The sequence below is a fragment of the Mesorhizobium sp. M0587 genome, assembly GCF_040320945.1.
Taxonomy (GTDB): domain Bacteria; phylum Pseudomonadota; class Alphaproteobacteria; order Rhizobiales; family Rhizobiaceae; genus Mesorhizobium.
The window spans coordinates 68,637-88,428 of sequence record NZ_JAMYQP010000009.1; the positions used below are offsets into that span (position 1 = coordinate 68,637).

The 19,792-nt window shown below is 63.1% G+C and carries 20 protein-coding genes; 5 read left to right on the top strand and 15 right to left on the bottom strand.

All coding sequences use genetic code 11. The features are described 5' to 3' along the window. Positions 1–26: 26 nt before the first annotated feature. The 9 genes from NKI49_RS10935 to NKI49_RS10975 form a co-directional block, all read right to left on the bottom strand. Entirely contained in the window at positions 27–1,355 is a 1,329-nt protein-coding gene (locus tag NKI49_RS10935) for an FMN-binding glutamate synthase family protein (protein ID WP_352598798.1), read from the bottom strand. Between the two features lie 6 nt (positions 1,356–1,361). After that, entirely contained in the window at positions 1,362–2,102 is a 741-nt protein-coding gene (locus tag NKI49_RS10940) for a GltB/FmdC/FwdC-like GXGXG domain-containing protein (RefSeq protein ID WP_352598797.1), read from the bottom strand. Positions 2,103–2,106: 4 nt separating this feature from the next. Then, positions 2,107–3,003, bottom strand: a complete 897-nt coding sequence (locus tag NKI49_RS10945) for a class II glutamine amidotransferase (protein WP_352598796.1) — start codon at positions 3,001–3,003, stop codon at positions 2,107–2,109. A gap of 86 nt (positions 3,004–3,089) precedes the next feature. Continuing rightward, positions 3,090–3,419, bottom strand: a complete 330-nt coding sequence (locus NKI49_RS10950) for a hypothetical protein (RefSeq protein ID WP_352598795.1) — start codon at positions 3,417–3,419, stop codon at positions 3,090–3,092. Continuing rightward, positions 3,416–4,105 (bottom strand): hypothetical protein, encoded by a 690-nt coding sequence (locus NKI49_RS10955; protein WP_352598794.1) that lies wholly within the window; start codon positions 4,103–4,105, stop codon positions 3,416–3,418. Before NKI49_RS10955 ends, NKI49_RS10950 begins: the two co-directional genes overlap by 4 nt. A gap of 45 nt (positions 4,106–4,150) precedes the next feature. Next, positions 4,151–5,554 carry an APC family permease gene (locus NKI49_RS10960; protein ID WP_352598793.1) on the bottom strand — a complete coding sequence of 468 codons (1,404 nt, stop codon included), beginning with the start codon at positions 5,552–5,554 and terminating at the stop codon, positions 4,151–4,153. A 14-nt stretch (positions 5,555–5,568) separates the two neighbouring features. Beyond that, entirely contained in the window at positions 5,569–5,730 is a 162-nt protein-coding gene (locus NKI49_RS10965; RefSeq protein WP_352598792.1) for a hypothetical protein, read from the bottom strand. 15 nt (positions 5,731–5,745) lie between these two features. Further along, positions 5,746–6,123 (bottom strand): hypothetical protein, encoded by a 378-nt coding sequence (locus tag NKI49_RS10970; RefSeq protein WP_352598791.1) that lies wholly within the window; start codon positions 6,121–6,123, stop codon positions 5,746–5,748. Positions 6,124–6,135: 12 nt separating this feature from the next. After that, positions 6,136–6,423 (bottom strand): hypothetical protein, encoded by a 288-nt coding sequence (locus NKI49_RS10975; protein ID WP_352598790.1) that lies wholly within the window; start codon positions 6,421–6,423, stop codon positions 6,136–6,138. A 286-nt stretch (positions 6,424–6,709) separates the two neighbouring features. Here NKI49_RS10975 and NKI49_RS10980 point away from each other — a divergent pair, with 286 nt between their 5' ends. From NKI49_RS10980 to NKI49_RS10995, 4 genes are read left to right on the top strand one after another with little or no spacing between them, the layout of a single operon-like run. Further along, entirely contained in the window at positions 6,710–7,843 is a 1,134-nt protein-coding gene (locus NKI49_RS10980) for an aminomethyl transferase family protein (protein WP_352598789.1), read from the top strand. Between the two features lie 41 nt (positions 7,844–7,884). Then, a complete protein-coding gene (locus NKI49_RS10985) occupies positions 7,885–8,481 on the top strand; it encodes a dimethylamine monooxygenase subunit DmmA family protein (RefSeq protein WP_352598788.1) in 597 nt (198 codons plus the stop codon). After that, entirely contained in the window at positions 8,478–9,443 is a 966-nt protein-coding gene (locus NKI49_RS10990) for a PDR/VanB family oxidoreductase (RefSeq protein ID WP_352598787.1), read from the top strand. The genes NKI49_RS10985 and NKI49_RS10990 overlap by 4 nt, the downstream gene beginning before the upstream one ends. 9 nt (positions 9,444–9,452) lie before the next feature. Continuing rightward, positions 9,453–10,493, top strand: coding sequence for a heme-dependent oxidative N-demethylase family protein (locus NKI49_RS10995; RefSeq protein WP_352598786.1), 1,041 nt, complete (start codon positions 9,453–9,455; stop codon positions 10,491–10,493). 409 nt (positions 10,494–10,902) lie between these two features. On the opposite strand, the gene NKI49_RS11000 is transcribed toward NKI49_RS10995, so the two are convergent. After that, positions 10,903–11,613 carry a helix-turn-helix domain-containing protein gene (locus tag NKI49_RS11000; protein ID WP_352598785.1) on the bottom strand — a complete coding sequence of 237 codons (711 nt, stop codon included), beginning with the start codon at positions 11,611–11,613 and terminating at the stop codon, positions 10,903–10,905. A 261-nt stretch (positions 11,614–11,874) separates the two neighbouring features. Between NKI49_RS11000 and NKI49_RS11005 the strand changes: the two genes are divergently transcribed. Beyond that, positions 11,875–13,233, top strand: a complete 1,359-nt coding sequence (locus NKI49_RS11005) for a trimethylamine monooxygenase (RefSeq protein ID WP_352598784.1) — start codon at positions 11,875–11,877, stop codon at positions 13,231–13,233. A 15-nt stretch (positions 13,234–13,248) separates the two neighbouring features. On the opposite strand, the gene NKI49_RS11010 is transcribed toward NKI49_RS11005, so the two are convergent. The 5 genes from NKI49_RS11010 to NKI49_RS11030 form a co-directional block, all read right to left on the bottom strand. Beyond that, complete coding sequence (locus tag NKI49_RS11010; protein ID WP_352598783.1) at positions 13,249–15,228, bottom strand: ABC transporter permease; 1,980 nt, start codon at positions 15,226–15,228, stop codon at positions 13,249–13,251. Further along, positions 15,225–16,304 (bottom strand): quaternary amine ABC transporter ATP-binding protein, encoded by a 1,080-nt coding sequence (locus NKI49_RS11015; RefSeq protein ID WP_352598782.1) that lies wholly within the window; start codon positions 16,302–16,304, stop codon positions 15,225–15,227. The genes NKI49_RS11010 and NKI49_RS11015 overlap by 4 nt, the downstream gene beginning before the upstream one ends. Before the next feature lie 75 nt (positions 16,305–16,379). Further along, a complete protein-coding gene (locus tag NKI49_RS11020; protein ID WP_352598781.1) occupies positions 16,380–17,354 on the bottom strand; it encodes an ABC transporter substrate-binding protein in 975 nt (324 codons plus the stop codon). Positions 17,355–17,791: 437 nt separating this feature from the next. After that, positions 17,792–18,556 carry an SDR family oxidoreductase gene (locus tag NKI49_RS11025; protein ID WP_352598780.1) on the bottom strand — a complete coding sequence of 255 codons (765 nt, stop codon included), beginning with the start codon at positions 18,554–18,556 and terminating at the stop codon, positions 17,792–17,794. Between the two features lie 114 nt (positions 18,557–18,670). Continuing rightward, positions 18,671–19,777 carry a mandelate racemase/muconate lactonizing enzyme family protein gene (locus NKI49_RS11030; RefSeq protein ID WP_352598779.1) on the bottom strand — a complete coding sequence of 369 codons (1,107 nt, stop codon included), beginning with the start codon at positions 19,775–19,777 and terminating at the stop codon, positions 18,671–18,673. Positions 19,778–19,792: the final 15 nt, after the last annotated feature.

Consider the following 19,792-nt stretch of genomic DNA (forward strand, 5'->3'; position numbering starts at 1 on the left):
GCATGTGGGCTTCGGCCCTTCCTCGATCAGAAGCCGTTCTTCCCCGGGATCCAGTTGGTGCCGGCGAGCGGCACGCCGGCCATGGCGGCGGCTTCGATCGTCAGCGCGACGAGATCCTCGGGTTCGAGATTGTGCAGGCTGTTCTTGCCGCAGGCCCGCGCAATCGTCTGCGCTTCCAGCGTCATCACCTTGAGATAGTTCGCCAGCCGGCGGCCGGCGGCCACCGGGTCGACCCGCTTCATCAGTTCGGGATCCTGCGTGGTGATGCCGGCCGGGTCGCGGCCCTCGTGCCAGTCGTCATAGGCGCCGGCGGTGGTGCCGAGTTCGTTGTATTCCGCCTCCCAGCGGGGATCGTTGTCGCCGAGCGCGACCAGCGCCGCCGTGCCGATCGAGACCGCGTCGACGCCCAGCGCCAGCGCCTTGGCGACATCGGCGCCGTTGCGGATGCCGCCCGAGACGATCAACTGCACCTTGCGGTGCATGCCGAGGTCCTGCAGCGCCTGCACCGCCGGTCGGATGCAGGCGAGCGTCGGCTGGCCGACATTCTCGATGAACACTTCCTGGGTGGCGGCGGTGCCGCCCTGCATGCCGTCGACGACGACGACGTCGGCGCCGGCCTTCACTGCAAGCGCGGTGTCGTAATAGGGCCGCGCGCCGCCGACCTTGACGTAGATCGGCTTTTCCCAGTCGGTGATTTCGCGCAGCTCGAGAATCTTGATCTCCAGATCGTCGGGCCCGGTCCAGTCGGGGTGGCGCGAGGCCGAGCGCTGGTCGATGCCTTTCGGCAGCGTGCGCATTTCGGCGACGCGGTCGGAGATCTTCTGGCCGAGCAGCATGCCGCCGCCGCCGGGCTTGGCGCCCTGGCCGACGACGACCTCGATCGCGTCGGCGCGGCGCAGGTCGCGCAGGTTCATGCCGTAGCGCGAGGGGAGATACTGATAGACCAGCGTCTTCGAATGGCCACGCTCTTCCTCGGTCATGCCGCCATCGCCCGTGGTGGTCGAGGTCCCGGCCAGCGTCGCGCCGCGTCCGAGCGCTTCCTTGGCGGGGCCCGACAGCGAGCCGAAGCTCATGCCGGCGACGGTGATAGGGATCTTCAGCTCGATCGGCTTCTTGGCATGGCGTGAGCCCAACACGACCGACGTGTCGCAGCGCTCGCGATAACCTTCCAGCGGATAGCGCGAGATCGAAGCGCCGAGGAACAGCAGATCATCGAAATGCGGCAGCTTGCGCTTGGCGCCGGCGCCACGGATGTCGTAGATGCCGGTCGCCGCCGCGCGGCGGATCTCGGAAAGCGTGTAGTCGTCGAAGGTCGCGGATTTGCGCGGCGTCGTCGGCGGGTTGCGATAGGTCATGCTGCCTCAATACGCGTCGGCGTTGTCGATATTGAAATTGTAGAGTGTGCGCGCCGAGCCGTAGCGCTTGAACTCCGACGGCTTGACGCCGGTGATGCCGGCGCGGTCGAGCAGGCCCTGCAGCAATTCCAGGTGCTCGGACCGCATTTCCTTGGCTATGCAGTCGGCGCCCAGGCTGCCCACCTTGCCGCGCACGAACAGCCGCGCCTCGTAAATGGAATCGCCGAGCGCATCGCCGGCATCGCCCAATACCACCAGATTGCCCGACTGCGCCATGAAGGCCGACATGTGGCCGATATTGCCGTGCACGACGATGTCGATGCCTTTCATCGAAATGCCGCAGCGCGACGAGGCGTTGCCCTCGATGACCAGCAGGCCGCCCTTGCCGGTAGCGCCGGCATACTGGCTGGCGTCGCCTTTGACCGTTATCGAGCCCGACATCATGTTTTCGCCGACGCCGGGTCCCGCCGAACCATGCACGGTAATGGCACTGCCGGAATTCATGCCGCCGCAGTAGTAGCCGACGCTGCCGCGCACATCGATGCTAATGGGCTGGTCGACGCCGACGGCGACCGAATGGTTGCCCTTCGGGTTCAGCACTTCCCACGCCGTCTCGTTCGAACCGGGGGCCAGATTGTGCAGCGCCTGGTTGAGTTCGCGCAGCGACATCTGGTCGAGGTCGAAGACGCGCGATGCCTGATTGTTAGCGGGGCTTTGATCGCGCGTTGCCTTGGAAATTGCCGCCATGAACTCAATGCTCCCAGAAATAGACGGTTGCGGGCTCCGGTTCCCAGACCCTCGCATTGTCTATGCCGGGCAGTTTGGTCAGCGCGCGATATTCCGAGCCGAAGGCGACATACTGGTCGGTCTCGGCCATGACGGCGGGCTTGCAGGCGATCGGATCGCGCACGACGCCGAAACCGTTCTTGGTGCCGACGACGAAGGTGAAGAAGCCGTCGAGATCGGAGAGCGTGCCTTCCAGCGCTTCACCAAGGTTCTTGCCATGCGCCATCTGCGAGGAGAGGTAGGCGGCCGCGACCTCGGTGTCGTTCTCGGTCTCGAATTTCATGCCTTCGCGGATCAGCTCGCGGCGGACATTGTTATGGTTGGACAGCGAGCCGTTGTGCACCAGGCATTGATCGGCCCCGGTCGAGAACGGATGCGCGCCCATCGTCGTCACCGCCGATTCGGTCGCCATGCGGGTGTGGCCGATGCCATGCGTGCCGGCCATCTTGCGAACCTCGAAGCGATCGACGACCGCTTCCGGCAGGCCGACTTCCTTGTAGATCTCGACCACGTCGCCGGCGCCCATGATACGGACGTCCGGGCGCAGCGCCTGGATGGCCTCGCGGGCTTCGTCGATCTTCTCGGGCCTCGTCCGCACCACAGCGTGCGTCGACTTCACGGCGATCGTCACAGGCATGCCGATGGTTCTGGCAAGCTCCGCTTCGAGGCCACGGAAATCTCGTTCCGGGTTCGCCGACTGGATGGTGATCTTGGCCTCGTTGCCGGAAGCCGCGCCATAAATCGCGATCCCGGCGCTGTCGGGGCCGCGATCGCTGAGCGAAACCAGCATCTCCGACAGCATCGCGCCGAGCTTCGGCTCCAGCGCCTTGTCCTTCAAGAAAAGTCCGACGATTCCGCACATGTCAGCCTCCCGACGTTTGTGGCTCCGAAATGATGTATCGAATGAGTCTCGGGAATTCAATTGGTATGAAAGAATTTTTCCTCTAGTTACACATGACCATTGCCGGGGTCATCGCTTTTGTCGCCTTGCCGGTGCGTGCCGTGGGCCCATTTGGCGGCGCGCACGCGGGCGGTTTTGTAGGCATCGAGGATCGACAAGGCATAGATCAGGAAGCCGCCGGCATGGCGGCCGACGAAGCTGGCGTCGGGCGGCGCGATCTTCGCCGTTACCCAGGCCAGGATAACGATGAAGAAAAGAAATTGCAGGCCGCGCGTCGCAATGCCGAGCATGACGTGTCCGCTGCCCGGCAGCACGATGGCCGCGCCCAGGACAAGATAAGGGCTGACCGGCGCCGGCGAGGTGATTGAACTGGTCATGCGGCTTGCCGTTCGTTCCTGTTGATGGCCTCACGCAGGTCGAAGAGCGATACGAGCAGCCGCTCGATCACCGCCGGGTCGATTCGCGCGTCGCCGAAAGCGGCTTGCCGGAAGACACCGTAGCGGGCCCGCTCGGCCTCTGCCAGCAGCCAGACAATGCGCACACCTTTTGGCGTGATCAGAAGCTCCTTGGCGCGCCCTTCGGAAAAAGGCTCGAGATGGTCGGCGATGATGCCTTGCGGAAAGCGCACGCCCCTCCGGTCCGTCCGCAGCACCGCCTCGGCCGGGAAGCCGGGCGCCTTCGGCAGCGTATGGTCGAGATGATCGAAATTGGAGAAGGTCGTCGGCGAGCCTGGCCGCATCATCATGTCGAACGTGCCGGGCACGGCTGTTTTTTCCGTGATCGACACGCTGAGCCAGCGCGCCGGCAGCTTTCTCGTCGCCAGCGTGTCGACGATGGTGCGGACCTGGACGCGCTGGCCGTTCCACGATCCTTCCCAGGTGACGACGCCGGCAGTGCCGTCCGAGAAATCTTCGGCGTCGGCAATGACCGTGCGGATGCCGGCCTGGTCGGCGGCGAGCGCCACCGCAGCCCTGTTGCGGCTGCGGCGCGCCACCAAGGCAAGATGAAGGACGAGAGCCAGGACAATCGCCCCGGCAAGCAGTGCTGACGTCAGCTCGGACATTTTGTCATGCCAGGCCCGCCCGGGATGCGGACGGGCCTTCTCCCATCAATAGCCCTGCGGTTTCGGCCATGGCATGGTGAACTGGTCGCCGCGCCGCACGAATTGGTAGCGGTAGAAATGGAACCACAGCGAGATCAGGAAATAGAACGCGACCATGGCGATCAATTGCGAACCGAAGCCGAGGAAGATCGCGAAGAAGGTCACCACGCATAGACAGAACAGCACGATCGCCGGCAGCGGATGGAAGGGATGCGTGTAGCCGCGGCGGATCGAGCCCAACGGCCACTTTTTCCTGAACATCATGATGTTGATGCTCATGAAGGTGTATTGCAGCACGCCAGACAGGATCGAGAAGGTGATCGCCTGGTTGAGGTCGGCGATAAAGGCGAAGGCCAGTGCGATCGGCAGCAGGAACAGGATCGAGCGGTAGGGTGTGCGATATCTCGGGTGCACCGCCGAGAACCAGCTCGGCAGATAGCGGTCGCGGCCGAGCGAGAACCAGGCACGTGCCGCGTCGTTGATGCAACCATTGGCCGAGGCCAGCGCCGCCAGCAGCGTGGCGATGAACAGCAGGTTTTCCAGCAGCGGGCTGCCGGTCAGCTTGCCGGCGTCCCACAGCGGATAATAGGTGATGCCGAGATACTCCCAAGGCATCATCGAGGCGCAGACATACCAGGTCATGGCGGCGGCGATCAAAAGCGTGATCATGCCGGCCATCGTGCCGTAGGGCAGCGAGCGCGCCGGCGAGCGAACTTCCTCGGCCGCCTGCGTTGTCCCCTCGATACCGAGATAATACCAGATACCGAACTGAAAGGCGGCGATGACGCCGATCCAGCCATAGGGCAGGGCGTTGCCTGGCGTGACCAGTTCATTGAGCTTCAGCACGGCGCCTTGCGTCCACGGGCTGACCGAGAAGAACAGGATGACGATCGAGACATAGGCGATCGCGGTGATGACGAAGTTGACGTTGAGCGTCATCAGCACGCCGCGATAGTTGAGCCACGCCAGCACGACGATGGTGGCCGCGATAAAGGAGTTGTGGGTGAGGCCATCGACGCCCGCCTTGGCGACGATCGTGTCGCCGAGCAGGATGGCGTCGGACACTTCGAGCATCGTGTAGGCGAAGACCAGGAACAGCGCGACGTTGAAGGCCATCAGTGGCCCGACGATATGCTTGGCCTGCGCATATTGGCCGCCGGCGGCGGCCACCGTCGACGTCACCTCGGAATCGATCATGGCGACGGAGGTATAGAGCAGCCCGACGATCCAGCAGACGATCAGTGCCGCCAGCGCGCCGCCCTTGTCGGCGGCAAAGTTCCAGCCGGTGAACTCGCCGACCAGAACGATGCCGACGCCGAGCGCCCAGACATGGGCCGGGCCGAGCACCCTGAGCAGCGAAACCCTGTCGCCGTGGATTGACGTTTCTCTCGTTTCAACCGCGATCGCCATCGTTCAATCCCCACTCAGATCCGGTGTTTTTCGGAAACGGCTTCAAGTTCGCCTTCGCGCGACGAGGTCAAGACGTCCTCGGGATAAGTCGTATCGACCTTGAACCAGTCGTAGAGCATCCAAAGGGCGAGCAGGATCGAGATGCCCCAGCATGCGTAAGAGAGTGGTATCCACATGATGCGTCCCCCGGACTACTTGTCTTCGAACTTTTCGTTGATGACGTCGCGATATTCGCGGTCGGATGCGCGGAACAGGAACACGAAATAGCCGATCAGCACCGCGGCCATGATGATCAGCGTCGGCCAGTCGATGACATAGTGGAAGCGGTTCTGGATGATGTCGTGCGCGGTTTCGGGCGTGTAGCCGAGCTTTTCCCAGATCGAGGCCATGGTCGGGTTTTGGCCGAGCGCTTCCCACGTCTTGGCGTCGAGCGCGTCGATGGATTTCGCAGCACCCGCCAACCCCATCTTGAGCGGCAGCCACAATGCCACGAAAATGGCGACGACCACGACGACGATATCAAAGATCTGCCCGGCCTTGCTCTGCTCCGGCGGTGTATAGCGGGACATGCGTTGTACCCCTCAGGACTTGCTGTTGCGGAACGCGTCGGCGTTCTTGATGTCGAGCCCGTAGATGAATTCCTTGTCTTCCTTGTAGTGGTTGACCATCGCCAGGATGGCCGCCGTGTTGAAGATCAGCACGGCGGCGGCGGCAACCGCCACCACGAACTTGATCCCGGCGTCCGGTATGTATGGCCATGTCATCAGCAGCACGAACAGGATCGTCGCCCACAGGCAGATAATCAGGAGCGCGGATCCGCGCACGTCGGAGCGATACAGCGCCTCGATGCGCCGCTGGAGGTCTGACATCGGTTTTCCCCTTTTCCGACGTCCGGTTCCGAATTCACCGTCCGCCGTCCTCTTTCAAGAGAGTGAAATTTTTTTCATAAGTTCAGGCTGAATTCCGGAATTGTCAAGACGAATTTACGCTGAGTTAACCGATTGTTCGGGACGCCGGATTTTGCCTGACAATGAAATTATTTGCTTGAAGGGGATTGCAGGCTTCCAGCGTTTGCGGTCAATATTCCAACCAAAGCTCCGGCCTCGATGCAAAGGAGCAGGGAACAGCGTAATTTTCGAAACGGAGGACGAGCGGATGACGGCATCCTGGAGATTTTCGACCCTGGCGGATCGCCATCGCGCGCTTGGCTCGAAGCTCGAAGACTGGAGCGGCATGGGCACCGCCTGGACCTACGACAAGGATGCCGACGAGGAGTACGTCGCCATCCGCACCAAGGCCGGGCTGATGGACGTGTCGGGCCTGAAGAAGGTCCATATATCAGGTCCGCACGCCTCGCATCTCATCGACCTGGCGACGACGCGCGATGTCGAGAAGATCTATCCCGGCAAGTCGGCCTATGCCTGCATGCTGAACGAGGCGGGAAAATTCACCGACGACTGTATTCTTTACCGCACCGGGCCGAATTCCTGGATGGTGGTGCACGGTTCGGGAACAGGCCACGAGGAATTGCAGCGCGCTTCCGTCGGGCGCGATGTGTCGCTGCGCTTCGACGACAATCTGCACGATTTGTCTTTGCAAGGGCCGACCGCTGTCGATTATCTGGCCAGGCATGTGCCTGGTATTCGCGACCTCAACTATTTTCATCACATGCAGACGCAGCTGTTCGGCTTGCCCGTCATGATCTCGCGCACCGGCTACACTGGCGAGCGCGGCTACGAGATTTTCTGCCGCGGCCAGGATGCCGGCACGATCTGGGACAGGATCCTCGACGAGGGCAAGAGCGCCGGCATCATTCCATGCCGTTTCACCACGCTCGACATGCTGCGCGTCGAAAGTTATTTGCTCTTCTACCCCTACGACAATTCGCAGAAATACCCGTTCGAGAACGAAGGCCCCGGCGATACGCTATGGGAACTCGGCCTCGACTTCACGGTCAGCCCCGGCAAGACAGGCTTCCGCGGCGCCGAGGAGCATTATCGCCTGAAAGGCAAGGAGCGTTTCAAGATCTATGGCGTGCTGCTCGAAGGCAAGGAGCCGGCCGACGAGGGCGCGCCGGTCTATCGCGACGGCAAAAAGGTCGGCGTGGTGACCTGCGCCATGTATTCGCCGCTGGTCGAGAAATCGATGGGCATCGCCCGCCTCGACGTCGACTGCGCGGTTAAGGACACCAGGCTGGAGATCCGCAACGGGAGCGGATCGATCAGGGCGACGGCGCAGCCATTGCCGTTCGACGACCCCAAGAAGACCAAGCGCACGGCGAAAGGCTGAGGCATAGTCGAAAGCGAGGCGTTCGAGGCATGAAAGCGTAAATGGCAGCCAAAAGCATCATCAGCCGGCCGGTCTACGGGACGCTGTCCGCTCAGCCCGGCAAACACCATCTTTTCATCGCCGATGCCGAAGGTGCGCTCGCCATATCGGACATGGCCGGGAGAGCCCCCGCGGGTTTTTTCGATGGCGCCGAAATCGTCTTCATTCCAGGACCTGACGGCAAGCACATTGCGGCGCTCGAAGCGCTGAAGCCCGCGCAATTCCACCAAGCGCCGTCCTTCGCCAGCCTGCTGCCGCGCTTGAGACAGATGCTGGCCAACGCGCATATGGGTCTGCGCCTCTATCTCACCGGCACCGAAGGGCTGATCGGCCAGGCCATGCAGGCGGCACTCGAAGCCGGCATCGACCACACCTCGATCCAGACCGATCATCGCGGCTCGCTGGCGCGGCGCATGCAATGCGTCCACTGCAAGGGCATCACCGAGAATGTGACGACGCAGCCGGCCACTTGCGCGCATTGCGGCCTGCTGCTTCTGGTGCGCGATCACTATTCCAGGCGCCTCGCCGCCTTCCAGGGCGTCTGCATCAATGCCGAGGATCGCAGCGAAATTCCTCCGGTGGAGGAGGTCTTCCGATGAGCACCGGCACCACCAAGCTCGATGTCGTCGTCAGCGACGTCGTCCCGGTCAACGAACTGGTCACCCGCTTTCATTTCCGCCGGCGCGACGGCGCGCTTTTGCCGACCTTCTCCGGCGGCGCCCATGTCGTGGTCGAGATGCGCGACGGCGAGCGTACCAGGCTCAATCCCTATTCGCTGATGGGCTCGCCGCTCGACACGCGCGAGTACACGATCTCGGTGCGCCGCGACGATGTCGGGCGCGGCGGCTCGCTGTTCATGCACAGGCGCGTCAGGCCCGGGCTGGAGATGGTAATCAGCTATCCGGTCAACCTGTTCTCGCTCGACCTCAGGGCGAAGAAACACCTGATGCTGGCCGGCGGCATCGGCATCACGCCGTTCATGGCGCAGACCGCGCAGCTGGCGGGCGAGGGCGGCAATTTCGAACTGCACTACACCTGCCGCACGGCTTCGCTCGGCACCTATGCCGATGTGCTGCGGGAGCGCTACGGCCGCCGCGTCAGGCTCTACCATGACGACCGCGGGGAGCGCATCGATCTCGACCGGCTCCTGTCGTCGCAGCCGCTCGGCACACATCTCTATGTCTGTGGTCCGGCAGGCATGATCGGCTGGGTGCGCGAATGCGCCGCCGCGCTTGGCTGGCCGCCGGAGACGGTGCATTTCGAGCATTTCGCGGCACCCCAGCCAGGCCTGCCGTTCGACGTGATGCTGGCTGTCAGCGGCAAGGCGATCCGGGTCGGCGAGCAGCAGAGCCTGCTCGAGGCGATCGAGGCGGCCGGCGTCGATCCGCCCTATCTCTGTCGCGGCGGCGTCTGCGGCCAGTGCGAAACCAATGTCGTCTCGTCCGACGGCAAGTTCATTCACAACGACCACTGGCTGAGCGAGGACGACCACCGTTCCGGCTGCAAGATCATGCCGTGCGTGTCGCGCTTCGAAGGCAAATCGCTGGTCTTGGAAAGATAGGAGGCGAGCTTGGGCATCACCTTTCGCAAGGAAACGTTCCGCGACGATTTCACCTTCAGGAACAGTCCGGAGCACATCAGGCGGTTTCCGTTCCCGTTCCACGAGGACGCCTACATGTACGCCGTCAACATCGAGCCGCATGTCGTCGGGCCGAAGGGCAGTGTGCTGGAAAACCTGATCGACGTCGACGAGCACTATGTCGCCGAAATGCAGGATCGCGCTCTGGTGCTGGCGGAGGACCCGCTGCGCTGCCAGTCGCTGCCGCACATGACGCTGGCCGGCTGGGATTTGCTGGAACTTCTGATGGAGCAGCAGGCGCTGGGCTATCCCGAGCATTTCACGCTCACCCGTGACGGCGACCGTTGGCGCTGGATCAACCGGCCGCTCGGCATCGACGACACCTTCACCTTCGGCGACACCTCGACGCTGCCCTATGGCCCGATGGAATACATTACCCGCCAAAGCCAGGGCGATTTCTGCATCCTCGACCAGCGCGACGGCAATCTGTGGATGGATGCCGGTATGGTCACCACCCAGGCCGACTGGTCGCTCGACTTCGATATCGGCATGAACTTCTTCGAGTGGCACGCGCCGGTGCCACTGGCGCATGAGAAGGGAATTTTCGTCAGGGCGCTGAAATTCCTCACCAACATCCAGCAAGGCAAGCCGGCGCGGCGTCTCAACTGGACGATGACCATCAATCCGCGCCTCGACACCAGCCCCGAGAACTACCACAAATGGGGACCGGACCGCGCCACGGTGACGCCGGAGAATGTCGGCGACAAGGTGCATCTGCGCGTGGAGTTGCAGAGCTTCTGGCGCCTGCCGCGTTCCAACGGCATCGTCTTCCCGATCCGCTGCTACCTGATCAAGATGGACGAACTGGCAACGCAGCCGAAATGGGCCCGACGCCTGCACCGCGTCATCCGCGACCTGCCCGACGAACTCGCCAACTACAAGGGCCTGACCCGCTATCGGCCGGCGCTGGTGGAGTGGCTGTCGAAATTGGATGATGGAAGTGCGACAAGCCCGGGGTTTGGACCGGACTGAATAGCTGATGTTGGCGCTGCCCCTAAAACTGCCAATCTCCCCCAAGAGGGGGAGATGCCCGGCAGGGCAGAGGGGGGCGCGAAGGAATGCGAACCATTGAGATCGTCATCCTAGGGCGAAGCAAGGAGCGAAGCGACGCGGCGCAGACCTAGGATCCATGCCGCGACGCTAAGGTATTGCAACGGCTAAGAGTTTTGCTCCGATGCGCCCTTCGTCAAAGGTCACGGCATGGATCCTCCGGTCAAGCCCGAGGATGACGAAGCGCGGTATGAACCAGCCCAGTAATGATACGTCGGCGGGACAGCGCCCCCCTCTGTCCTGCCGGACATCTCCCCCTCAAGTGGGGAGATCGGATGTCGTGAAGCTGCCCATCTTCCGGACGGAGATCTCAAAGGGGAGATTGGCCAACTTATCCCGCGCTCTGCGGGTAGCAGATGATCGACAAATACCGCATCGGAAGCTTCGTCAATTGCTCCGGCCCGTGCGGCGCGTCGGCGTCGAAGAACAGGCTGTCGCCGGGCTTCATCGGGTAGAGATTGCTGCCGTGCCGGTAAACGACCTCGCCTTCGAGCATGTAGAGGAACTCCATGCCTTCGTGCTGGAAGGTCGGAAACACATCCGAATCCTCGGTCAGAGTGATCAGATAGGGTTCGACGACGACGCCGCTGGTGTTCGAGCCGATATGGCCGAGCAGATTGTACTGGTGGCCGGCGCGCGTGCCGCGGCGCTCGACGTCGAGGCCTTCGCCTGCCTTGACGAAGACGGCGCTGCGCTCTTCCTCGAAGCGGCGGAAAAACGCGGTGACCGGAACGCCGAGCGCTCGCGACAGCGCCTGCAACGTGGTCAGCGACGGCGAGGTGATGCCGTTCTCGATCTTCGACAACATGCCGAGCGAAATGTCGGTGGCGGCCGCCAGGTCGGCGACGGTGATGCCGAGCTTCTTGCGAAACGCCCGCACCTCGCGGCCGATCGCCACCTCCAGCACCTTTTCACGCGTATCGCGAATGGCATGCGGGTTCTGCGTCAGCGGCGCCCGGATCGTCCGCCCGTCACCCGTCTTCGGCGATGGCTCTGTCTTGGCGATGGCGCCGGACTTGAGGTTTGATGCTGATTTCGCCATTTTGCCGCCCCGAGGGAATCTGCCGATTATTTCACTCAAGGTGAACATATTCGGTGCCGATACAGAAACGCAACTGCGACAGCAAGCCCTCTTGGTCGAATGATGCCGACCGCAGATTTCGGCAGGCGCCGGGTTTTGCGGGAAAATCCGGTGTCGCGAAACGAGGTTTCCTACAACGCCAGTTGACAGCATGGATGGGCCAATTACTGTCCTGTCAGTGAAATTTGTTTCGCTGGGGAAATCATGACAGGAGGCCCTGCAATGAAAAGTCGCGTTGCCGTCATCGGAGCCGGACCATCCGGCCTGGCACAGCTCAGGGCCTTCAAATCTGCGGCCGACAAGGGCGCCGAGATACCCGAGATCGTCTGCTTCGAAAAGCAGTCCGACTGGGGCGGCCTTTGGAACTACACCTGGCGCACGGGCCTCGACGAGCATGGCGATCCCGTCCACGGCTCGATGTACCGCTACCTCTGGTCGAACGGGCCGAAGGAATGCCTGGAATTCGCCGACTACACGTTCGAGGAACATTTCGGCCGGCCGATCGGTTCCTATCCGCCGCGCGCCGTGCTGTGGGACTACATCAAGGGCCGCGTCGAGAAATCAGGTCTGCGCAAATGGGTGCGGTTCAACAGCCCGGTGCGCATGGTCACCTTCTCCGACGAGACGAAGAAGTTCACCGTCACCGCGCATGACCGCAGCAACGACGTCACCTATTCGGAGGAGTTCGACAATGTCGTCGTCGCTTCCGGGCATTTCTCGGTGCCCAACGTGCCCTATTTCGAAGGTTTTTCCACCTTCAACGGCCGCATCCTGCACAGCCATGATTTCCGCGACGCGATGGAGTTCAAGGGCAAGGACATACTGATCATCGGCCGATCCTATTCGGCCGAGGACATCGGCTCGCAATGCTACAAATACGGCGCCAGATCGATCACCTCCAGCTATCGCTCCAAGCCGATGGGCTTCAAATGGCCGGAGAACTGGAAAGAGGTGCCGCTGCTGCAGAAGGTCGTCGGCAAGACCGCGCATTTCAAGGATGGCACCACCAAGGATGTCGACGCCATCATCCTGTGCACCGGCTACCTCCATTCCTTCCCCTTCCTCACCGACGATCTCAAGCTCAAGACCGCCAACCGCATGTGGCCGCTGGACCTCTATGAGGGTGTCGTCTGGGAGAAGAACCCGCAGCTCTCCTATATCGGCATGCAGGACCAGTTCTACACCTTCAACATGTTCGACGCGCAGGCCTGGTACGCGCGCGATGTCATCATGGGCCGCATCAAATTGCCGTCGGCCGAGGCGATGGCCGAGCACGGCGCCAAATGGCGAGCGCGCGAGGAGACGCTGGAGGACGCCGAGCAGATGATCTGGTTCCAGGGCGACTACACCAAGGAATTGATGGACCAGACCGACTATCCCGGCTTCGACGTCGAGGCGGTCAACCGGACCTTCATGGAATGGGAGCACCACAAGGCGGAGAACATCATGGGCTTCCGCGACAATGCCTATCGTTCGCTGATGACCGGCACCATGGCGCCGCTGCACCATACGCCGTGGCTGCAGGCGCTGGACGATTCGATGGAGAGCTATCTCGAGGTGAAGGGCGTCGCGGCGGAGTAGCCGTCGCGCCTCACACTATCCCAGTCTTGCCCGCGCCTTCGCCGTCCAGGCGTTGAACAGCCGGTCGGCGACGATGCCGATGAAGGCGATGGCGAGACCGGCGACGATGCCGCGGCCGGAATCGGCCTTGGACAGTGCGATGAACACCTCCTGGCCGAGATCGCGCGTGCCGACCATGGCGCAGATGATGATCATCGCCAGCGCCATCAGGATGGTCTGGTTGACGCCGAGCATGATCTCCGGCAGCGCCAGCGGCAATTGCACGCGAAAGAAGGTCTGGCGCGGCGTGCAGCCCGATACCTTGGCCGCCTCGATCAGCGCCGGCGGCACCTGCCTGATGCCGTGATTGGTGTAGCGGATCGCCGGCACCACGGCAAAGGCGATCGTTGCGATCATCGCGGTGACGTCGCCGACGCGAAACAGCATCACCACCGGAATGATGAAGCAGAAGGACGGCAGCACCTGCAGCGTGTCGATGACAGGCGTGACGATCTTCTCGAAACGGTCGCTGCGCGCGGCCATCAGGCCGATCGGAATGCCGATCAGGCAAGCGATGAAAGCCGAGATGCCGCACAGATAGACCGTGGCCATGGTCTTTTCCCACAGCCCGGTGACGGCGCAGAAGGCAGTCAGCACTGCCACCAGAGCAGCCAGGCGCAAGCCGGAAAGCTGATAGCCCGCAAGGCCGAGCAGGAACACCGCGCCCAGCCATGGAAATCCTTCGCAGAAGGCTCGCACCGGATTCAGCACGTTGAGGATCAGCGCCACGCGAAACGCTTCGATCGTGTCGAAGAAATTGATCGTCACCCAGTTCACCGCCGCCTTCCACAGCGGCGCGGTGGTGAAGGTGATCGCCTTCGGCACGGCGGAGAACGCCGGCACGAACAGTCCGAGCAGCGTGGTGACGGCGAGGATGGCGATGGCCAGCGTCAGATTGGGGTGGCGCCGCCAGAAGCTCGCTTCTGCATCCTGGAAGGCATGGCCCTTTGCCTGCTTGTGGGCGATGGCCTGGCTCAGCCGGTCGAGCGCGATGGCCAGCGCCACGATGGCCAGCCCTGCCTCCATCGCCTCGCCGACCTTCAGCGCGCGCAGCGCCAGCAGCACGTCATAGCCGAGCCCGCCGGCGCCGATCATCGAGGCGATGATGACCATGTTGAGCGCCAGCATGATCACCTGGTTGACGCCGACCATCAGCGTCGGCCGCGCCGAAGGCAGCAGCACGCGCCATAGTTTCTGCCGCGCCGTGCAGCCGGCCATCTCGCTGAAATCGTCGATCTCCGACGGCACCCGCGACAGGCCGAGCATCGTCGCGCGCACCATCGGCGGCGTGGCGAAGATGGCGGTTGCGATCATCGCCGAAACCGGGCTGTTGCCGAACAGGAGCAGCATCGGGATGAGATAGGCGAAGGTCGGGATCGTCTGCATCAGGTCAAGCGCAGGGGAGACGACGAGCTTCTCCGCCCACGGCTTGCGCCAGGCCCAGATACCGGCGAACAGACCGGTAACGATGCAGAACGGCACGGCGATGGAGATCAGCGCCAGCGTCAGCATGGCGCTGGTCCATTGGCCGAACAGCGCGATGTAGAGGAAGCAACCGCCGACCAGCATGCCGAGTTTTCGCCCACCCACGGCGTGCCCGGCCAGGAAGGCGGCGGCGCAGACGCCGGCCCAGGACAGGCGCGGCAGGACGTAGGCGTGGGCGCCATGGCCGATCTTGAAGTTCTTGGCCAGGAGATTGAGCGCGAAATCGAGTGGCACGCCGAGCACCGCGGTGATCGAGCGCGTCAGCCAGGACAGGTTCGACTTGATCCAGCCCATCAGCGCGCCGACCCAGTCGGCGACCGGCACGGTCGCGCTGGCCGGATAGTTGACGGCCCAAGGCATGCTGTCCTGCTGAAGGAACACGATGAGCACGGCGCCAAGTGCCGCCGCCCAGATCGCCAGCCACCGCTGAACCGGCGGCCTCGCTTCGCTGGCGCTTGCCGTCACCGTCATGCGCCGGCCCTCGCATGCTCGATGCCGGCCAGCAGATCGATCACCGCTTGTGGCGTCACCTCGCCGATCGGCTTGCCGGTGCCGTTGACCACGGCGAACGGCTTGCCGGCCGCAACGATGCTGGCCGAAAAGCTTGCTATCTTGGCGTCCGGCGATACCGTGCCGCCATGCTCGGCGCCGTCGCAGGCGCGCATCAGGCCGCGCGCCGAGATCACCTTGGCGCGGTCGACGTCGCGGGTGAATTCGGCGACATAGTCGGTCGCCGGATTGACCACCAGCTTCTCCGGCGTCCCGATCTGGATGACCTCGCCGTCCTTCATGATGGCGATGCGGTCGGCCAGCCTTATCGCCTCGTCGAAATCATGGGTGATGAAGACGATGGTCTTGTGCAGCATGGTTTGCAGCCGCATCAACTCGTCCTGCATCTCGCGGCGGATAAGCGGATCGAGTGCCGAGAACGGTTCGTCGAGGAACCAGATTTCCGGTTTTGTCGCCAGGCTGCGGGCAATGCCGACGCGCTGCTGCTGGCCGCCGGACAATTCGCGCGGATAGAAATGCTCGCGGCCACGCAAGCCGACCAGCTCGATCACCTCGCGGGCCCGCGCCTCGCGCGTCGGACGGTCCTGTCCCTGGATGCTCAGCGGGAAGGCGATGTTCTCCAGCACGTTGAGATGCGGCAGCAAGGCAAAGTTCTGGAACACCATGCCCATCCGGTGACGCCGCAATTCTATCAGCGCGGCATCCGAGATCTTCAGCAGGTCCTTGCCTTCGAATTCGACCTTGCCATGCGTCGCTTCGACCAGCCTGGACATGCAGCGCACCAGCGTCGATTTGCCCGATCCCGACAGGCCCATGATGATGAAGATCTCGCCCTGGCGGATTTCGAGATCGACGGCGCGCACCGCGCCGACCAGCCCGGCAGCGGCGACATCGGCCATGCTGGCCTTGCCGTCGCGCTCGCGGATGAAATTGGCCGCGTTCGATCCGAACAGCTTCCAGACGTTGCGGCAGGCGAGCTTTACCGGGCGGGCATCCGTGCCAGCTTTTTTCAGGTTCTGGTCAGTCGCTTCGCTCATGCAATCGCCCTTCTGGAATATGGGATAGAGACCCGGCCGCCAGCGGCCGGGTCTCGCAATTTCCAGTCGGAACGGTCACTGCGCCCAGGCTTTCCAGTCCGCCTCGTGGGCGGCGATCCAGGCGGCGGCGACGTCTTCGGGCGTTTTGCCGCCGAGATCGATGTCGCCGCTCATCTTGTTGAGTTCGTCCGTGTCGACCGTGTACGCCTTCGCCACCTTGTAGGCAACCGGCCATTTGTCCTTCATGCCGGACCAGGAGTATTTCCAGATCTCGCCATGCGGTTTGCCGCAGTCATATTTGGCGTCGGGGTTGGTGCCCCATTTCGGGTCATTGTAGCACTCGGGCGTGTACTCGGGGAATTCAACCCATTCGCCCTTGTATTTCGCCGGCGCCCAGTGCGGCGAATAGATCCACAGCATGATCGGCGCCTTGCGCTGATAGGCCGAGTCCAGCTCGGCGAACATCGCCGCGTCGGTGCCGGCATGGATGACGGTGAAGGGCAGCTTCAGCGCCTCGACGCGTTCGTCGTCAAAGCCTTCCCAGGTCACCGGGCCGCCGAGATAACGGCCCTTCGGCGCTGTCTCGGCCGTCGAGAAGGCCTCGGCGCATTTCGGGTCCTTCAGCGCTTCCCAGTTCGGCAGGCCGGGGCACTTTTCCTTCATGTATTCGGGAAACCACCACTCTTCCTTGGCCTTGGGTCCCAGTTTGCCGAGCCGTTCGGTCTGGCCGGTGGCGTCGGACGCCTTCATCGCCTCGCCGGCGGTCGTGTCCCAGAACTCCAGGCCGACATCGAGGTCGCCATTGGTCAGGCCGGTGGTCAGGCTGGAGAGGTAGTCGGCGGTCGGATATTCGACGGTATAGCCGAGCTTTTCCAGGATGCCGCCGAGGATCTTGGCGTTGAGGTTGACGCTGGTCCAGTCGAACAGCGCGATCTTTATAGGGTCGTTGGATTCGGGTGCGGCGGCGTGGGCGGAAGGTGCCGCCAGGCTTAGTGTCGCGAGCGCGACGGCGCCCATGGATAGTCTCGAAATTCGACTGCGAAATGACATGCTTGTTCTCCTTCAAGCTGTGACGATTATCGTTCGTTCCCTTCTTGCGTCTTTTTTTGGTTGTGTTGGAAAGACTTGCCGTTGCGCAAGGCCGTTGCCGCCATGTCGCGGCCCTGGCCGGCGCAGGCGGAATGATGCTCGATTTCGGTGATGACGAATGCGGGGAGAACCGATGTCATGGCTACCGATGGATCACCGCGCGAGCGATCCCCGGCGGATCATTCGCCAGTCCTGCGGCGCCCTGCACGGTGCGAGCCATCAAGGTCCCATGATCTCGGCTATCGACCCGGCGAGCCCGTACCCGCCAAGGACGTTTCATAGGATGAAATTATATATACCAACGCTCATGACGCGCAACGACTAACGCCTCGCGAGGCGCATAATTTCGGACCAAAGGGAAACTCCCGGCCGCTACCCCGGCGACCAGACGTTATCCTTTACCAGCAGACGTAGCCGCCATCGACGATCAGGTCGAGGCCAGTGACGAAGCTCGACGCGCGGCTAGCCAGGAACACGGTTGGCCCGACCATTTCTTCGGGTGCTGCCATGCGCCCCATCGGCGTGTCGCGTTTGAAGATTTTGACCTCTTCCGCGACCTCCGGCCGTTTGTTCATCGGCGTCAGGGTGTAGCCCGGACTGACGACATTGACGCGCAGCCCGCGATCGGCCCACTCCATGGCGAGGCTTTTCGACATATGGATGACGGCCGCTTTCGAGGAGTTGTAATGCGCCTGCGTCAATCCCCGATTGACGATGGTGCCAGACATCGAGGCGATGTTGACGATCGAGCCCTTGCATCGCGCCAGCATCTTGCGGGCTTCGGCCTGGCAGGACAGGAACACGCCGGCGACGTTGACCTCGTGTACCTTCTGCCATTTCTCCAGCGACAGGGTCTCGGCCGGCTCCGAACCGGCAATGCCGGCATTGTTGACCGCGACTGTCAAAGCGCCGAGTTCGGCCTCGACACGATCGATGGCCGCCGCGAGATCGCTCTCGGAGGTCACCGTGCCGTTCAGCACCAGCGCCTTGCGGCCGAGCGCGGTGATCCGGTGAGCGGTTTCGTCCAGCCCACCTTTCGATGCATGGCCGAAACAGGCGACGTCGGCACCCGCCTGCGCCAGTCCGATCGCGATTGCCTGGCCGATGCCGCTGCCGGCGCCCGTGACCAGCGCAACATCACCGTCCAACTTGAAAAGATCCATCGATAGCCCTCCCTGGCTCGGGAAGGGTAAGCGCTACGCCGTACTTCGATCAAGCCTCTGCGCGCCTCGAGACGGAGATCGATCGGCATGGCTTTGATGCCGCGGATTTTCAGCTCAGCGGCCGACCTCGAAGAACGGCGCGCCGAGCAGGTCCGGCACGACATCGATGCCAAGGCCCGGCCCGTCGGGAATGCCCATGCGGCTGCCGGTGACCGGCGGCGTGTTGGACGCCGTGCGCACCGTCACCCATTCATGGAAGGCGATTGCGTGCAGCCGGCGCTCTTCCGGCGTCGACAGCGACAGATGCGCCATCGCCGCCGTATCGATCTCGGCCCCGCCGGTGTCCTCGACGGTGATCATGAAGCCGAGGTCGACCGCGAGGTCGCGGATCTGGCGCGTCTTGGTTACGCCGCCGAGCCGCGAGATTTTCAGCGTCAGCCCGTCGGCCGCACCTTTGCGATGGATGTCGAGCATGTCGTCCAGCGAAGCGACGGATTCGTCGAGCACCATCGGCTTGTCGAGCGAGCGGCGCACCGACATGTTCTCGTCGATCGTGGTGCAGGGCTGCTCGAACGTATAATCGATCGCCCTCGTCGCATCAGCGAACTGGCGGGCCTGGTAGGGCGTCCAGCCGGCATTGGCGTCGCAGAAGATGACGGTGCCTTTCGGCACCGACGCCGCGACCGCGGTTACGCGTTCGATATCGTCATGGACATTGCCGCCGACCTTGACCTGCAGCCGGTGGAAGCCGTCCTTGACGATGCGCTTGGCCAGTGCGGCCATGGCGTCGACGCTGCCGTGGGTGACGACCTTGTAGAGTTCGGCCGTCTCGCTCTCCTTGCCGCCGAGCAGCGTAACCAGCGGCACGTCGGCGGCACGCGCCGCAAGATCCCAGCACGCCATGTCGAGCGCCGACTTGATATAGGGGTGGCCCTTGAATACCGTGTCCATCAGCCGGCCGATGCCGGCAAGTCCGCGCGGATCGTGGCCGATGAGATGCGGCGCGATCTCTACCACGCCGGCGCGAACGCCGGCCGCGAAGGCGGGCGAGTAGAAATTGCCGAGCGGCGCCATCTCGCCCCAGCCGGTGATGCCGTTGTCCGAGGTGATGGCGACGATCACCGCGTCGAACGCGTCGGCAACGCGCCCCTTCGACATGCGATAGGGGCCGTCCACGAAGGGCTGCACGACATGGTAGGCTTTTATCGTTTCGATCTTCACGTTGTTGTCCGTTGC

Bases quoted from the DNA above. Each gene is read 5' to 3' on its own strand.
- NKI49_RS11010 (WP_352598783.1), bottom strand. From the start codon at position 15,228: ATGACGGTGACGGCAAGCGCCAGCGAAGCGAGGCCGCCGGTTCAGCGG.
- NKI49_RS10985 (WP_352598788.1), top strand. From the start codon at position 7,885: ATGGCAGCCAAAAGCATCATCAGCCGGCCGGTCTACGGGACGCTGTCC.
- NKI49_RS11005 (WP_352598784.1), top strand. From the start codon at position 11,875: ATGAAAAGTCGCGTTGCCGTCATCGGAGCCGGACCATCCGGCCTGGCA.
- NKI49_RS11025 (WP_352598780.1), bottom strand. From the start codon at position 18,556: ATGGATCTTTTCAAGTTGGACGGTGATGTTGCGCTGGTCACGGGCGCC.
- NKI49_RS10940 (WP_352598797.1), bottom strand. From the start codon at position 2,102: ATGGCGGCAATTTCCAAGGCAACGCGCGATCAAAGCCCCGCTAACAAT.
- NKI49_RS10965 (WP_352598792.1), bottom strand. From the start codon at position 5,730: ATGTGGATACCACTCTCTTACGCATGCTGGGGCATCTCGATCCTGCTC.
- NKI49_RS10950 (WP_352598795.1), bottom strand. From the start codon at position 3,419: ATGACCAGTTCAATCACCTCGCCGGCGCCGGTCAGCCCTTATCTTGTC.
- NKI49_RS10980 (WP_352598789.1), top strand. From the start codon at position 6,710: ATGACGGCATCCTGGAGATTTTCGACCCTGGCGGATCGCCATCGCGCG.
- NKI49_RS10970 (WP_352598791.1), bottom strand. From the start codon at position 6,123: ATGTCCCGCTATACACCGCCGGAGCAGAGCAAGGCCGGGCAGATCTTT.
- NKI49_RS10960 (WP_352598793.1), bottom strand. From the start codon at position 5,554: ATGGCGATCGCGGTTGAAACGAGAGAAACGTCAATCCACGGCGACAGG.
- NKI49_RS10975 (WP_352598790.1), bottom strand. From the start codon at position 6,423: ATGTCAGACCTCCAGCGGCGCATCGAGGCGCTGTATCGCTCCGACGTG.
- NKI49_RS11000 (WP_352598785.1), bottom strand. From the start codon at position 11,613: ATGGCGAAATCAGCATCAAACCTCAAGTCCGGCGCCATCGCCAAGACA.
- NKI49_RS10945 (WP_352598796.1), bottom strand. From the start codon at position 3,003: ATGTGCGGAATCGTCGGACTTTTCTTGAAGGACAAGGCGCTGGAGCCG.
- NKI49_RS10955 (WP_352598794.1), bottom strand. From the start codon at position 4,105: ATGTCCGAGCTGACGTCAGCACTGCTTGCCGGGGCGATTGTCCTGGCT.
- NKI49_RS11015 (WP_352598782.1), bottom strand. From the start codon at position 16,304: ATGAGCGAAGCGACTGACCAGAACCTGAAAAAAGCTGGCACGGATGCC.
- NKI49_RS10990 (WP_352598787.1), top strand. From the start codon at position 8,478: ATGAGCACCGGCACCACCAAGCTCGATGTCGTCGTCAGCGACGTCGTC.
- NKI49_RS10935 (WP_352598798.1), bottom strand. From the start codon at position 1,355: ATGACCTATCGCAACCCGCCGACGACGCCGCGCAAATCCGCGACCTTC.
- NKI49_RS11020 (WP_352598781.1), bottom strand. From the start codon at position 17,354: ATGTCATTTCGCAGTCGAATTTCGAGACTATCCATGGGCGCCGTCGCG.